The 15,370-nt window shown below is 52.4% G+C and carries 11 protein-coding genes; 9 read left to right on the top strand and 2 right to left on the bottom strand.

Annotated features, from left to right (window positions below):
- Nucleotides 1-70: 70 nt before the first annotated feature.
- The 6 genes from PCH01S_RS03480 (at nt 71) to PCH01S_RS03455 (ending at nt 10,558) form a co-directional block, all read left to right on the top strand.
- On the top strand, nt 71-3,319 hold the full coding sequence (locus PCH01S_RS03480; protein WP_042226868.1) for a non-ribosomal peptide synthetase: 3,249 nt from the start codon (nt 71-73) through the stop codon (nt 3,317-3,319).
- On the top strand, nt 3,309-5,135 hold the full coding sequence (locus PCH01S_RS03475) for an ABC transporter ATP-binding protein (protein WP_042226866.1): 1,827 nt from the start codon (nt 3,309-3,311) through the stop codon (nt 5,133-5,135). The genes PCH01S_RS03480 and PCH01S_RS03475 overlap by 11 nt, the downstream gene beginning before the upstream one ends.
- Nucleotides 5,132-6,865 carry an ABC transporter ATP-binding protein gene (locus PCH01S_RS03470; RefSeq protein WP_042226863.1) on the top strand — a complete coding sequence of 578 codons (1,734 nt, stop codon included), beginning with the start codon at nt 5,132-5,134 and terminating at the stop codon, nt 6,863-6,865. Before PCH01S_RS03475 ends, PCH01S_RS03470 begins: the two co-directional genes overlap by 4 nt.
- A 232-nt stretch (nt 6,866-7,097) precedes the next feature.
- Complete coding sequence (locus PCH01S_RS03465) at nt 7,098-8,537, top strand: helix-turn-helix domain-containing protein (protein ID WP_042226861.1); 1,440 nt, start codon at nt 7,098-7,100, stop codon at nt 8,535-8,537.
- A 129-nt stretch (nt 8,538-8,666) separates the two neighbouring features.
- A complete protein-coding gene (gene deoD, locus PCH01S_RS03460) occupies nt 8,667-9,380 on the top strand; it encodes a purine-nucleoside phosphorylase (RefSeq protein ID WP_042226858.1) in 714 nt (237 codons plus the stop codon).
- Nucleotides 9,377-10,558, top strand: coding sequence for a NupC/NupG family nucleoside CNT transporter (locus tag PCH01S_RS03455; protein ID WP_042226855.1), 1,182 nt, complete (start codon nt 9,377-9,379; stop codon nt 10,556-10,558). Before deoD ends, PCH01S_RS03455 begins: the two co-directional genes overlap by 4 nt.
- Before the next feature lie 59 nt (nt 10,559-10,617).
- Here the strand turns inward: PCH01S_RS03455 and PCH01S_RS03450 are convergent, their stop codons facing one another.
- On the bottom strand, nt 10,618-10,986 hold the full coding sequence (locus PCH01S_RS03450) for a VOC family protein (protein WP_042226852.1): 369 nt from the start codon (nt 10,984-10,986) through the stop codon (nt 10,618-10,620).
- A 195-nt stretch (nt 10,987-11,181) separates the two neighbouring features.
- Between PCH01S_RS03450 and PCH01S_RS03445 the strand changes: the two genes are divergently transcribed.
- Both PCH01S_RS03445 and PCH01S_RS03440 read left to right on the top strand, forming a co-directional pair.
- Nucleotides 11,182-11,898, top strand: coding sequence for a TetR/AcrR family transcriptional regulator C-terminal domain-containing protein (locus PCH01S_RS03445; protein ID WP_042226850.1), 717 nt, complete (start codon nt 11,182-11,184; stop codon nt 11,896-11,898).
- A gap of 263 nt (nt 11,899-12,161) precedes the next feature.
- Complete coding sequence (locus PCH01S_RS03440) at nt 12,162-13,151, top strand: aldo/keto reductase family protein (RefSeq protein WP_042226848.1); 990 nt, start codon at nt 12,162-12,164, stop codon at nt 13,149-13,151.
- On the opposite strand, the gene PCH01S_RS03435 is transcribed toward PCH01S_RS03440, so the two are convergent.
- The gene (locus PCH01S_RS03435; RefSeq protein ID WP_042226845.1) at nt 13,148-14,056 is read right to left on the bottom strand and encodes a LysR family transcriptional regulator; all 909 of its coding nucleotides are present in this window, start codon (nt 14,054-14,056) and stop codon (nt 13,148-13,150) included. The genes PCH01S_RS03440 and PCH01S_RS03435 overlap by 4 nt on opposite strands.
- Nucleotides 14,057-14,249: 193 nt before the next feature.
- Here PCH01S_RS03435 and PCH01S_RS03430 point away from each other — a divergent pair, with 193 nt between their 5' ends.
- On the top strand, nt 14,250-15,335 hold the full coding sequence (locus tag PCH01S_RS03430) for an AI-2E family transporter (protein WP_042226842.1): 1,086 nt from the start codon (nt 14,250-14,252) through the stop codon (nt 15,333-15,335).
- Nucleotides 15,336-15,370: the final 35 nt, after the last annotated feature.

Genomic DNA, 15,370 nt, shown 5'->3' with positions numbered 1-15,370 from the left:
AGAGTGTGTGCCCGAAGAAAGAGGGCATGCACTCCGGGTATGAGCCGATATCATTTTAGGGGAGGTACGCATGAAATCGTTGTTTGAAAAGGAAGAAATGTATTGGAAAGAAAAGTTCAATCCCGATGACAGCTTGACTTTTCTTCCTTACAATCCACCCTCCAAGGCTGTGGGCCAACCGAATTCCGAAGAGAAACCGGACGTTGTCAGCCTCACGCTGCCGCCCATGCTGTCCGAAAGAATCCTCCGGCTTGCCAACGGTTCGGATTTGGCTGTTTTTATGATCGTGCTGGCGGGAGTAAACTGCCTGCTCCACAATTACGCAAGGCGGGACAACGTGCTCGTCGGGATTCCGGCCGCAACGGGACCCGGAGACGAACCGTCGATCCACGATTTTCTCCTGATTAAAACGTACATAAACCGTCAAAGCACGTTCAAATCCCTGCTTGGTCAAGTTAAGCTGGCGATAGGCGAAGCGCTGGAAAATCAGCATCTTCCGTTCCGGAAAATGACGGGTTCCCTGAATATCGAAACTACTCCCGAAGGGACCCCTGTTCTAAATACGATTGTTACCTACAAAAAAATCCATAAAGCGGATATTCAAGGAAAGGCCGCTGCAGATACCGTTTTTCAATTCGAATCGAATGAAAACTCTATCGGGATGAACGTGAGTTTTAACAGCGGGCGCTATAACCGCGATTTTATTGAAAAAGCCGCGGGACATCTCGTGCAGCTTATGTCCATCCTTTTAGTTCAGCCGGATCTTGAATTCGGCGACGCGGATATGCTCTCGCCTAACGAAAAGCAGCAGCTTCTTGTTGATTTTAATCACACGGAAACGCACTATGAACGGGAGCAAACGATTCATGGGCTGATCGAAGAGCAGGCTGCCCGCGTTCCGGATGCGACAGCCGTGGTTTACGAGCAGGAACGTCTCACCTATCGGGAGCTGAACGAGCGGGCGAACCGGCTGGCGCGTACGCTGCGTGCGGCCGGTGTGCAGCCGGATCAGCTTGTCGGCTTGATGGCCGGACGCTCGCTGGAAATAGCGGTCGGCATTTTGGCGGTGCTGAAAGCGGGCGGCGCGTATGTGCCGATCGACCCCGAATATCCCGAGGAGCGCATCCGCTACCTGCTGGAAGATTCGGGTGCGAAGCTGCTGCTGACTCAGCGGCGGCTGCTGGATCGTGTTCCGTTCGAAGGAACCGTATTGACGCTTGACGACGAGAGTTCCTACAGCGGCGACGGAACGAATCTGGAGCCGGTTAATGGACCGGAGCACCTGGCTTACGTGATCTATACGTCCGGCACGACGGGGAAACCGAAGGGCGTGATGCTGGAACACCACGGCCTGGTCAGTCTGAAGAACATGTTCCGGGACACGCTGGGCATCACCGAAACGGACAGAGTCGTCCAGTTCGCGAGCCTGTCGTTCGACGCGTCGTGCTGGGAAGTGTTCAAGGCGCTGTTTTTCGGGGCCGCACTCTACATCCCCACAGCCGAGACCATTCTGGATAACCGGTCGTTCCAGCGTTACATGCACGAAAACGGAATTACGGCCGCCATCCTGCCGCCGACGTATGCGGCCTATTTAAACCCGGATCATATGCCCGACCTTCAAAAGCTGATTACCGGGGGCTCGGCGGTATCGGCTGAATTCGTCCAGCAGTGGAAAGACAAAGTGCGTTATTTCAACGCATACGGACCGACGGAAGCTTCGATCGTTACCTCGGTTTGGACTGCCTGCACAGGCGATATCGGACTAAAATCGGTCCCGATCGGCCGGCCGATTCAGAATCACCGGATTTATATTCTGAACGATTATCGGCAGCCGGTTCCTGTAGGTGTAGAGGGAGAGTTGTGCATCGCGGGCGTCGGCTTGGCGAGAGGATATTTGAACCGTCCCGAGCTGACGGCCGAGAAGTTCGTGGACAACCCCTTTTCGCCGGGCGAGCGGATGTACCGGACCGGAGACCTGGCTAGGTGGCTGCCGGACGGGAACATCGAGTACAGGGGCCGGATCGACCATCAGGTGAAAGTCCGCGGCTACCGCATCGAGACGGGCGAAATCGAGGAGCAGCTTCTGAAAGTGTCGTCCGTACAAGAAGCGATCGTCATCGCCCGGGAGGAGGCGGACGGTCAGCAGTTGTGCGCTTACTTCGTGGCGCAATCGAAGCTGACGGCCGCCGCACTGAAGGAAGCGCTGGCTAAAGAGCTGCCGGGTTACATGATCCCGGCGCACTTCGTGCAGCTGCTCCGGATGCCGCTGACGCCGAACGGCAAAATCGACCGGAAGGCGCTGCCCGCCCCGGAAGAGAGTGTGGAGCAGGCGGAAGAGTATATCGCGCCCCGCACGCTGATGGAAGTGAAGATCGCCCAAATCTGGAAGGACGTGCTCGGTCTCCGGAGGGTCGGCGTGAAAGACAATTTCTTCGAACTCGGAGGAAGCTCTCTGAGCCTCATGCGTTTGATTCAGGCGGTCTACGACGAAACCGGAATCGAAGTGCCGCTGAACCAGCAGTTCAAGAATCTGACCGTGGAAGCGATGGCGTTCGGGAGCGGAGAAACGGGCTTGGAGAAGGGCCAATCGTTTATCAAGCTGAATAAAAACGGCGCTTTGAATGTATTCTGCTTTCCTCCGGGAAGCGGATTCGGCATCGGGTACCGGGAACTTGCGAACCTATTGGACGACCGTTTCGTCTTGTACGGGACCGATTTTAAGGAAGAGGCGAAAAGCTACGAAGAGATGCTGGATGACTATATCGATGAAATCGTAAGCATTCAAGAGGAAGCTCCTTACGTGCTGCTCGGCTATTGTTTCGGCGGGAATTTGATGTTCGAAGTCGCTCAAAGAATGGAGAAGAGAGGCTATCGCGTCTCGGACCTGATCATGGTGGACTCCTGGATTAAGGAGACTTTGACGCCCGCAGAGACGACTGAAAGCGAATGGCAGGAAATACTGGAGGATTTGTCGGATACGGAAAAAGAAATGATGGCGAATCCCGTTATCCGCGAGCGTGTCAGCATCAAGGTGCGCGCCACTTTGACGTATGAAGCGCAGCTTCTTAACAGCGGTACGGTCGAAGGGCGTATCCACGAGCTGATCGCCGAAGACAGCGACGCTTTCCGGTTGGAGCAAGGTTTGCCGACATGGCGCGGAGCGGCTCAGGATACCTACACGGAGTACAAGCTTGCTGGCGCGCACGAGAAGCTGCTTGAGCCGGAATGTCTGGACGGGACGGCTGGGGTCATCCTCCGGATTCTGGAGGAAGTCGCACAGCGAAACGGAGCATCGTCGAAGGTGCTGCATGGAAGCTGACCTACAGTCCATCGCCGGGAAGGGGGATCCAATGGCGGCACCAAAAAGCAAACGCGTATACGCTGCATGGAAAGCATTCCGCTGGTTATTAACTTTTGTAAGCCGTCACAGAGGCTGGATGATCGCAGGGACCGTATCCGCCATTGCGGCAGCCATTATCGAAGTGTGGACGGGCAGTTTGATCGAACAGCTGACATCCCAGGCCGAGAACGGAGCGGGGCCGGTTGTCATCGAAATCGTATGGACCGTTTTTTTGGTTATCCTGATCGGAGTGCCCGCGAAATACTTGATGATCTACGGAGTTGAGAAGAGCAGCGCTTTCGCCGTGAGAGATATCCGCAATCATGTGATGAACCATATCGGCAAATTGCCTATTCATTATGTGGAAAAACAGCATTCCGGCGATATCCTGTCCCGTATCAGCAGCGATCTTCAGCTTATTCATCAATTTATGAGCCGGGATTTGGCCCAGTGGTTTTATCATCCGCTGCTGTTCGTAGGCTGTTTCACGTATCTGATCTGGATTCAATGGGAGCTGATGATGTACAGTCTGCTGCTTTTTCCCGTTTCGCTGCTTGTGTCTCACTGGATCGGCAAGCAGCTTCAGCAGCTGACGGAAGAAGCCCAGGCGAACATGGGACGGATGAATATGAACCTGCAGGACACGCTTGGCGGAATGCCGGTGGTGAAGAGTTACTTGCTGTCGGGTATGCTGTTCCGTTCTTATCAGTCGCTTCTGCTGCTGACGGCCCAGAAGAAACTGGCCGTGAAAAAAAGGGAATCGTGGGTCAACCCCCTCCTGTCCACGCTGATGCTCAGTCCGATCATTTTTGCCGTGAGCTATGGAAGTTATCTGATTTCCAAAGGGGAGCTCGGGACCGGAGAATTGATCGCGTTTCTTTATTTGCTGAATCTGTGTTTGGAGCCGCTGGATCATATTCCTGAGTTGATCACGCATACGTTCGAGATGTCCGGCGCTTTAAAGCGGGTTTCCGATATTTTGGAACAGCCTGCTGAAAATCAGGAGGGGCACGCGATTACAAAAACCGCCTCGCCGCCGGTCGAGTTCCGGGACGTCTCCTTTTCTTATGAAACCGGATCTCCCATTCTTCAAAACTTGAGTTTTACGGTGCCGGAAGGAAAGACGATCGCCCTGGTTGGCGCAAGCGGCGGAGGCAAGAGCACGGTTTTCAAGCTGCTGTGCGGCTTTTATCCGCTGGAGGACGGGCAGGGAAACATCTCTGTATTCGGTCAGCAGGTAAAAGGCAGCAATCCGGAGCAGCTGCGCTCCCACTTCTCCGTGGTGACCCAGGAGTCGTACTTGTTTAGCGGCACCGTGGCCGACAATATCGCGTACGGCCGGCAAGACGCGTCCATGGACGAAGTGATCGCGGCTGCAAAATCGGCGCAAGCGCACGCTTTTATCATGAGTCTGCCCGAAGGGTATCAGACGTATGTCGGGGAACGGGGGGGCTTTCTTTCGGGGGGCCAGCGTCAGCGGATCGCCATTGCCCGGGCGCTTCTCAAGAATGCTCCCATTCTGCTGCTCGATGAGCCTACATCCGCGTTGGATCCGGAATCCGAGGGCGCTGTGCAGGAAGCCCTGCAAGTTCTGATGAGCGAAAGAACGACAATCGTTATCGCACACCGGCTGTCTACCGTTCAGAATGCGGATGAAATTTGGGTTCTGGAGCAGGGAAGGCTTGTTGAAGCCGGGACTCATGCGCAGCTTTTGGAGAAGAAAGGACTGTACGCTCAATCGTACCTCCAGGAGTTTGCCGGACTTGCGGAAAGCAAGGAGGTGGTCTACACATGAAAGGCGGCGGGTTAGTCTCACAGGTGAAAGAACTCGGGTATTTAATGAGATTCATGAACCGCAGACGCAAAATTCAGTACTACACGGGTCTCGGTATTACGGCGGTCAACCAGACGCTGTTTCTCGTTTCTTTCAGTCTGGTTGTGCAGAATCTGGTCAACTTTGCCGATTACCGGGATTCGGCGCTGATGTACCGGGCGTTTTATATCCTGGCGGGAGCCTTATTCTTGGAAAATGTGATTTCTCCCTGGTTTACGTATTTGTACCAGCGGAGCGTCGAATTTACGATCGTAGACGTGCGGGAGCGTCTGTACAGGAAGTTTTGCCGGCTCCGGCCGAAATATCTGGAACAGACGCACCACGGAGACTTGATGTCGCGGGTAAATAACGATGTGGCCGCGGTAGAACTCACCTTTTCCAGCATTTATTTCATGCTGCTGCTGCAAGTGGTGTTCAGTGTCGGCTCCATTATTTCGATGGTGCTGATCGACTGGAGATTCGCCTCCGTATCGCTGCTCGTTCTGCTCCTTTCTTTCTCGATCAGTGCCCGGTTTGCCCGGCAAATCCGTGTCCTTTCCGAGAAGTCGCTGCAAACTTTAGCACGGATGACCGAAAAGTTTAAAGACTTTATCGGAGGCATTCAGCTCGTGAAATTGTTTCATATCCGGCCGGTTTATTCCCAGTACCGGAGCCTGAACGAAGACGTCACCCGGCTTGCCGAGCAGACCGCAAAGAAGAACGGGCTGCAGGCTGCCGTGAACCATTTTGTCAGCTATGTCACGTTCTGCGGAATTATCGTCATCGGGAGTCTGCTGTACGCTTTCGGGCTGATCGGGATGGGGAGCGTTGCGGCGCTTGCCGTTCTCCAGATTAACCTGACTCATGCGATTATGAATTTCGGGACGGTGCTGTCTATGGCGCAAAATTCGTTAGCCGGCGCACACCGGATTGAGGAAATTTTATCGGAGGAAGAAGAGCCGGAAAGGCTGGGCTTGCCCGATCCTAAGAGGTCCTCGGAGGCGATGGTGGAGTTCCGGGACGTCGAATTTTCCTATCAGGCGGACAAAAAAGTGCTGTACCGGATGTCCATGAAGGTATATCCGGGACAAGTCGCGGCTATCGTGGGCGCGAGCGGGAGCGGCAAAAGCACGCTGATCAAGCTGCTGCTCGGCTTTTATCCCGTGGACAGCGGGGAAATTTTGCTTGGAGGCAAACTCTTCGGCAGCTATACACTGGACGAAATTCGCGGGCAGATCGCTTATGTCCCGCAGGAGCCGTTTCTGTTTAGCGGAACGATCGAAGAGAACATCCGTTACGGCAACCCGCAGGCGACAACGGACGATGTGATCGAAGCGGCCAAGGCCGCGTATGCCCATCATTTTATCGAGGAACTGCCAGGCGGGTATGGAACCCAGGCAGGGGAGCGGGGAGCGTCTTTGTCCGGCGGACAAAGACAGCGTATCGCGATTGCCAGAGCCATCCTGAAAAATGCCCCGATTCTGCTCCTGGACGAAGCGACGTCCGCACTCGATAACGAGTCGGAGCATTGGGTGCAGCAGGCTCTGAACGAATTGATGAAGGGGCGGACGACGATCCTGATCGCCCACCGCCTGAGCACCGTGGAGAAGGCGGATTCCATTACCGTGATGAACCAGGGAACGGTTGTGGAGCGGGGAACGCACCGGGATCTGCTGGAACAGGGCGGCTATTACGCTAGATTGTACGGCTGATAGACCTGGATCGGTCAGAAAGTTGTGTCTTCATGCCCGCGCAGGGCAGAACATCCTAACCGCAGTCCGGTTAACCGGACTGCGGTTATTTTGCGTACGGAAGGGAACAACTTGTAGAAGAGAGGTATTGTCGTGTATACGCCGATTCGGACTGGAAGCATGGATAATCCGCTCCATACCGGTATAATGAGGGTACGAAAGTCGGGCGATACCGGATCTGGAAGGTGATGAAATGAACAAAGATTTTAAGCTGATGAAGGCGCTGATCGAGCTGCTGGATTCCGAGGAACGGTGGTTTACTTTCGGGGAGGCTGAAAGGGAGCTTGGCATATCGGACAAGTCGGTCCGGAAATTGGTGGAGGAGATAACGGCGCTTTTGCCGGGCACAATGAGTATCGAAGTCTCCAGAGGCAAGGGCATCTTCTTCCGCCGCGAACGTCACGGTCCGACTATCCGGGAAATCCTTGTGGAGCAATTTAGGCAGACCTCTTATTACCGCCTCATGCACAGGTTGTTCGTCTACGGCGGCCAGGCTTCCGCCGAGGAGCTTGCGGAGTTTCTTTATATGAGCGCTTCGTCGTTTAAAAAATTCATTATTCAACTGAATCGGGAAGATCTGAAGCCGTCCTGCCTGCGGCTCGCGTATTCTTCTCCGGCGCTTAAAGGAAATGAAATACACATCCGGTATTTTTACTGGAAATTATTTTCCGATTCACACCCGTATACAGGCTGGCCGTTTGCAGAGATTGATTTTGGGCAGATCCAGGAATGGATAACGGACCTCGAAGAGGAACAAGGAATCGTTTATTTTCTGAATTCCAAACGAAGCCTGATTTTCCTGATCGCCGTTACGCTGGAGAGAATCCGGCAGGGACATTCCGTTTCGGTAAACGGGAAGCTTTACGACTGGGAGAACGGCGCTTTCTATGAATCCGTCCGCCGTTTAGCCGGAAAGCTTGGACAAGAATACGGCCTGGACATTGCCGGGGAAGAAATTTATTTTCTGCAGTCGTTATGCAGCCTGAGTCAATATCACTACCGGAACGAAAGGGAAATGGCCCTGGTGCAGGAGGAGGCTCTCCATCGGAACGAGGAGCCCAAATACCGGATGCTCAACAACCTTTTACCGTTGCTCAGGGAAACCTTCCCTTCGTTAGCTGCCGGCCACCGGTTCGTAATGGAAATGTGCGAGTTTTTCGAGAAGCTGATGATCGATAATGCCGTTCCCGAACTGATGGCGGTATCGAAAAGCCGCCTGATCGCCTACATGCGCCGGGAAGAGCCTCTTATTTACGAAGGGGTAACGGAGTGCATAAACCGGTGGAGCCGTGAACACCCCGCGGTATCGGTCAGCTCGTACCATCTCGTCAAGCTCGGTTTTATCGTCAGCTCCAATGTCCGGTATAAAAGCAAGAAGGCTTTTCTCATTATCGGTGAAGAGTTTTCCGTCCGTCATTATGTGGCCAACCGGATTAAAAGAGAGATCGGTGACGAGTTGACGATCGAAACTTCCATCTTGCATGAACTAAGCGATGAAACCGTCCGTGAGCGGGAGATTGATTTTATTATAAGCACGATGCCCGTTGCGCTGAAAACCGTACCGGCCGTGATTATTTCCGCCATACCGACGAAAAGAGACCTGGAGAACATTCGCAAAGAGCTGCTCGAATAACCGCGTGGTCCCGATTGTTCCGTATTCAACGGCTTATATGTGTCTAGTTTCCCGCCTCGATTTCTTTTATGCTGTGGTTGAAAGCGGTTGCGTACCGCCGATTCACGACAATCGAGGAGGAAACACAACATGAGTATCCACTTGGAAGCCAAACCCGGAGAAATCGCCGAACGCGTCCTGCTGCCGGGAGATCCGATGCGCGCTAAATTCGTGGCCGAGCATTTTCTGGATGAGGTTCGCTGCCATAACGAAGTGCGAGGGATGTACGGCTATACCGGGTTATATAAAGGAGTTCCCGTTTCGGTTCAAGGTACAGGCATGGGGAATCCTTCGATGAGCATTTACGTGACGGAGTTAATCCGGGATTACGGAGCAAAGAAACTGATCCGGATCGGTACCTGCGGCGCAATGCAGCCGAATCTTAAGATCCGCGATCTTGTGCTGGCGCAAGCGGTCTCCACGGACAGCAACATGACGGACAAAATGTTCCATGGCTGCAGTTACGCCCCCACGGCCGATTTCGGCATGCTGATGCAGGCATATCAAGGAGCCAAGCGGAGCGGCGCCAACGTATTTGCCGGGAATGTTTACAATTCCGATGAATTTTACCGCCATACCCTCGACAGGCTGCATACGTTTATGGAGTTCGGCGTTCTCGCCGTCGAGATGGAAAGCACCGCGCTTTATACGCTTGCCGCCAAATACGGAGTGAAGGCGCTGAGTATTTTGACGGTAGGCAGTCAGCTTCTTACAAACGAACGTTCCGCGCACAAAGACAGCGAGCAATCCTTCAATCAGATGGCCGAAGTCGCCTTGCAAACGATTATTGAGGATACCGTATGAAATACGTACTGGCTCTGATCGGCCTTATCGTCATTTTGTCGCTCGCGTGGCTTGTCAGTTCGGACAAGAAAAAAATCAAGTACCGGCCGGTCCTCGTGATGATTGCCCTGCAAATCATTTTAGGATTGATTTTGCTTAAAACGGGCGTTGGAGAATTTCTGGTAAAAGGATTCGCGGACGGGTTTGCCAAGCTGCTCGGCTTTGCCAACGTAGGAACGGATTTTGTATTCGGCGGAGTCGTAAATGAAGGGATTCACTCGTTTTTCTTTCACGTCTTGATGCCTATCGTATTCATGTCCGTTCTGATCGGAATCTTGCAGTATTACAGGATCTTGCCTTTTATTATCAAATATATCGGGCTTGCCTTAAGTAAAGTGAACGGAATGGGTAAACTGGAATCTTACAATGCGGTCGCTTCCGCGATTCTGGGACAGAACGAAGTCTTTATCTCGATCAAAAAACAGATCGGGCTGCTCCCGAGAAACCGTCTCTATACGTTGTGCGCGTCAGCGATGTCGACGGTATCCATGTCGATTGTCGGTTCCTATATGACGATGTTGAAGCCGGAATATGTGGTGGCCGCATTGGTGCTGAATCTTCTGGGCGGGTTTATTATCGCCTCGATCATCAATCCGTACGAGGTGAAGCCGGAAGAAGATATTTTGGAAGCCCGGGACGAGTCGAAACAGACGTTTTTTGAAATGCTTGGCGAGTATATTATGGACGGCTTCAAAGTTGTCGTAATCGTCGGCGCCATGCTGGTCGGGTTTGTTGCGCTCATCGCCATGATTAACGGCATTTTCAGCAGTGTATTCGGAATTTCATTCCAAAACATACTCGGGTACGTTCTCGCTCCGTTCGCCTTCCTCATGGGTGTTCCTTGGCACGAGGCCGTAAAAGCGGGAAGTGTCATGGCGACCAAAATAGTGGCGAACGAGTTTGTGGCTATGCTTGATTTTGTGAAAATTCAAAACGATTTCAGTGAACGTACCCGGGCTATCGTGTCCGTATTCCTGATTTCGTTCGCTAACTTCGGATCGATCGGCACGATCGTCGGCGCCGTTAAAGGGCTGAACGAGAAGCAGGGCAACGTAGTGGCGGGGTTTGGGCTTAAGCTATTATACGGAGCGGCTCTCGTGAGCTTTCTGTCGGCGACGATCATAAGTATCGTATTCTGACGGAACCGCCTGTTTAAGATAGACTCCGCCCAAAAGAAGAAACCGAGGAGCTTTTAAGACTAACCGGCAAAACTCGTAACCTCGAAAAGTATTCCGTCCAGAGCGGTAAAATACAGGGTGTAGCCGTTCCGGATCTTTCTGGGGCCTTGTTCCACCGGAATGCCGAAGCTGAGGAGCCGGTTGTAAAAAGCGTCCACTTCCTCCGGCGTATCCCTGTAAAAACCGAGATGAAAGTCTTTGGGGTAGGCGGGACGCTGTGCGCCGGGTTTAGAAAAACTGCTGAGAACGAGGCTGAATCCTTCACCGTCGCTCATGGCGGCAATGGCGTCCCCTTTCTGTCCGAGCAGCTGAAAGTCAAAGATTTGTTCGAAAAAAAGCCGGGCTTCCGTCAAGTCGTTTACACACAGATTCAAATGGTTAAGTTTCATGATTTTCTCTCCTTTTGGGTTCATTTAATCCAGGCTTCGGTACGTAATTTAACGTGCGGCTTACGGGGTGAATGCCGAAGCCGTTACAGAACGGGTTTAACAAAAACGACTATTATCTAATGGCATTAGAATAATCTAATGGTGTTAGAATATAGGACTATGTTATACTTGTCAAGTAAAAAAGGAGGGAGCTTTATGGCAAGAAAACGGACCGTTTCGGTTCATCCGCCAACCGGGCGTAATGAGGATGAAAATCTTCATACTCCGCTGGACCGGAACCGGATTGTCCAAACGGCGCTTCAGCTTCTGAATGAAAGCGGCCTGAAAGAGCTGAGCATGCGAAAAATCGCGGATAAGCTTCAGGTTAAAACCGCCTCTCTTTATTATCACGTCAAAGATAAAGAACAGCTGATGCAGCTGCTGCTGGATCAAATATGCGAGACTATGGCTTGGCCGGACTCGTCGCTTCCTTGGAATAAGCAGTTGATATCGTGGGCGGAGCAATTCAAGCACGTTCTGCTTTCGCACCGGGATGCGGTGGAGTTGTTCAATTCCGGCCTTGGCGGAGGATACGAACGATTAACGCAGATGGAGAAACTGTACGGGTTATTTGTTACGGCGGGATTTAAGGACGATCAGATCCCTTGGATCGCTTCGATAGTCAAAAACTACGTGCTCGGATTCGCCGCCGAAGAAGCGAGAATTTACGCTTTTGCCGGTGGGGTTCAGACAACGCCGGAGGAACTTGGTGAACAGTACAGCCGTTTTTTCAGGCAGCTTCCCGAAGAGCGGTTTCCTCATTTGATTCGGCTTGCCTCTCATACGACGAACACGAATTGGGCGGAGGAGTTCGAATTCGGACTAGGCGTGCTGATAAACGGCTTTGCGGCGAAGCTTCAAGACCAGTCGTAGCCTTCCTCATTCTTGCAAAAGAGAATATTAAGCTGATCAAATGGCGCGATTTGCGCGATTTGCAGCGGAACGAATAACGCGCAGACGCAGGTAACTTGCACCGGTATGCGCAAGAGGCTGATCGCACCGGAACCGGGCGGTCAGTCTTTTTATTAGGGACTCCAAACAAATAGGAAAAACATATTAAACCATCGGTTATTATATATTTTTAAGATCAAATGGAGCTTGTTATAATCGGGTTCAAACGGGAGGGAGGAAAGAAAATGAAATACAGAAAACTGGGCAAAAGCGGCTTGTCGGTGAGTGAAATGGCTCTTGGGAATTGGATCACACACGGGGCCCAAGTGGATGACCGCACGGCGCAGGCCTGTGTGAATGCCGCACTGGATGCCGGGATCACGACTTTCGACACGGCGGATGTTTATTCGGAGACGAGAGCGGAAACCGTTCTGGGAACGTCTCTCAAGGGGATACGGCGTGACAGCATAGAGCTCTGCACGAAGGTCTTCCATCCCACGGGCAGCGGTCCCAACGATAGAGGATTGTCCCGCAAACATATCATGGAAGGGTGCGACGCTTCTTTGCGCAGATTGCAGACGGATTATATCGATGTGTATTACGCGCACCGTTTCGATTCGGACGTATCGCTCGAAGAAACCTTTATAGCGTTTTCGGACCTCGTCCGTCAGGGGAAAGTTCTATATATCGGAGTCAGCGAGTGGACCGCGGAACAGATCAAACGAGGTGCGGCTCTGGCAAGAGAACTTCACGTTCCTTTCGCGGCGAGTCAACCCCAATATTCCATGCTGTGGCGTGTGATTGAAGGCGAAGTGATCCCGGCTTGCGAGCGTGAAGGCATCGGACAGGTGGTGTGGTCGCCGATGGCTCAGGGGATTCTTTCGGGTAAATATGCACCTGGCGAGCCGGTGCCGGAAGGTTCCCGCGCTTCGGCGGAAGCGGGTGCCCCGTTTTTCGATCGTTTGGCTGGACAGTGGCTGAATAACGAAGTCCTCCAGGCCGTCGGGCGGATCCGTCCGCTGGCGGAAGAATCCGGTTTGACCATGCCGCAGCTCGCGCTGGCCTGGGTTTTGCAAAACCCGCAAGTATCGTCGGCTATTATCGGCGCCTCAAGGCCCGAGCAGGTACAAGAAAATGTAAAGGCGGCGGGAGTCCGGCTTGACGCGGAGGTCATGAGGCAAATCGATCTTATTCTGAGCGGCATTGCGGAATTTGATCCGAGCAAAACCGGTTAACAATGGGAAATCCGGGAAACCTCGCCGGCTGTCTTTTCTTCCAGGACGTCCAGAAAATTCATCAGCACCGTTTCGTTTCTGTCCGTTTTCCAAGAAGCATAAAGAGGAACGGACGGCGCTACTTCACTGAAGGAGCGGAAGACGACATCCTCTCGCCGAAAAGCGGATACCGAAGAGGGAACAATTGAAATCCCGATCCCGGCAGCTACCAGATTAACGATCGTATACATTTGAACCGCCTCCTGGACAATGCGGGGCTGAAACCCATGCTTCCCGCAAAAATAAAGAATCAGATCATGAAAAGAAGCTCCTTTATCGCGCGGGAATAAAATAAAAGGTTCATCTGCCAGAGAATGCACGGACAAGAACTCTTGTTTAGCTAACCGGTGCGTGACGGGCAATGCGGCAAGCAGGGATTCATTTGTGTAAAGCCTCGAGGTTACATGCGGGGAAGGGTCAGCCGAACGCAGGAAGCCGACATCGATTTTGGCTTCGTGCAGAGCTTGCAGCTGCCCGGTGGTTGTCATTTCCGTCAGCGTAAGCTGAACATCCGGAAACCGTTCGCGAAACGCTTTTAAAACATCGACCATGGTTCCGCCGACAGCCGAATCCACGAATGCGATGGACAGATTCCCGATTTTTCCTTGTCCGGCGAGCCGTGTTTTTTTGATGGACTGTTCCAGTTGAGCGACAAGGTTTCTGGACTCTTCTAAAAACACTGTTCCTGCAGGAGTCAGCCGAACCTGTCTCTTGGTGCGCTCGAACAGCTTAACCCCGAGTTCCTCCTCCAAGACTTGGATTTGCTGACTTAACGGAGGCTGAGTCATATTCAGTTTTTTCGCGGCCCGGTTGAAGTGAAGCTCCTCCGCCACTGCGATAAAATAATGCAGTTTTTTCAAATCCATAAAATCGAATGTCCTCCCGCAAGAAAAAAATAGGTCTTTCCTGTGCAAATTCACTTTATCACAGGCCTGACGAGGCGGCAAAATTCCGAGTCCCGGTCTGTGTTTTTTCTTTTATTGAGTTTCCTCCGATCCGGGTAATGTATGGCATAACGTAATTCGGCGCTTGCCGTCAAAAGGAAAGGGGGAGAGGAACATGTACCTTCAGAGCCGTTTTTTCCGCGTATGTCTGGGAATTATCTCCGTGCTTCTGATTATTCTGCTTTTCAGTAAAATCAGCTTTGTGTTCAACCCCTTGATCACGATGATCAATATTTTGATCGTTCCGTTTATGATGGCGGGCTTTTTCTATTATCTGCTCCGCCCCGTGATCCAGTTCTTAACATCCCGGAAAATGAACAAAGTCTTGTCCATTCTTCTGGTGTATTTTGTGCTGAGTGCGATTGTCATCGTATTTGTTGTCGGCGTGTGGCCGACCCTTCAGCATCAGGTGGAAAACTTCGTGAACGGGGTTCCGGGACTGATCGAGAATTTTAAACAACAGATAGGCAGGCTGCAGCAGAACCGGATGTTCTCCATGTTCGCGGGAAGCGAATCGGATCTGTCGACGAAGCTCTCGGAGTATTTGAACCGGGGGATTACGGCGGCTTCCGACTATGTGTCCAACGTGATTTCGATCTTGACGAATTTCGTGATCATTATTGCGACGGTTCCGATCATTCTGTATTACATGCTGAAAGAGAGCGAGCATATCCCGTCCTCGATTCTGACTGTCGTTCCAAAACGCTACCGCCGGGACGGTAAAGAGGTGCTCGCTAACATCGACTCTGCGCTTAGCGGGTTTATCGTGGGCCGCGTCATCATTACCAGTTTGCTCGGCGTTATGCTGTACATAGGGTTTCTGATTATTGATCTTCCGTACTCGCTTCTGCTGGCCATTGCGGCTACGATCTTGAATATCATTCCGTACATCGGGCCTATTCTCGGCGCTATCCCGACGATTATCGTCGCTTTTACCGTATCGCCCGCCATGGTCGCCTGGGTGCTCGTAGTGACGGTAATCGCCCAGCAAATCGAAGGAAACCTGCTGTCTCCTCACATTTACGGGAAAAGGCTGGATATCCATCCGCTGACAACCGTCATTCTGCTTCTGGTTGCCGGGGATATTGCGGGGATCCTGGGCGTCATTCTGGCGATTCCCGCTTACATTGTGCTGAAAATCATTATCGTGCGCATTTATTCGCTGTTTTTGGCGGAGAAAGTGGAGGAGCTTGTGGAATAGAGGTTTGCTTGCTTGAACAAAGGCTGCCGACAGGC

This window comes from Paenibacillus chitinolyticus NBRC 15660 (assembly GCF_000739915.1).
In the GTDB taxonomy this organism is placed as follows: domain Bacteria; phylum Bacillota; class Bacilli; order Paenibacillales; family NBRC-103111; genus Paenibacillus_F; species Paenibacillus_F chitinolyticus.
This window is presented reverse-complemented; position numbering and strand designations above follow the sequence as displayed.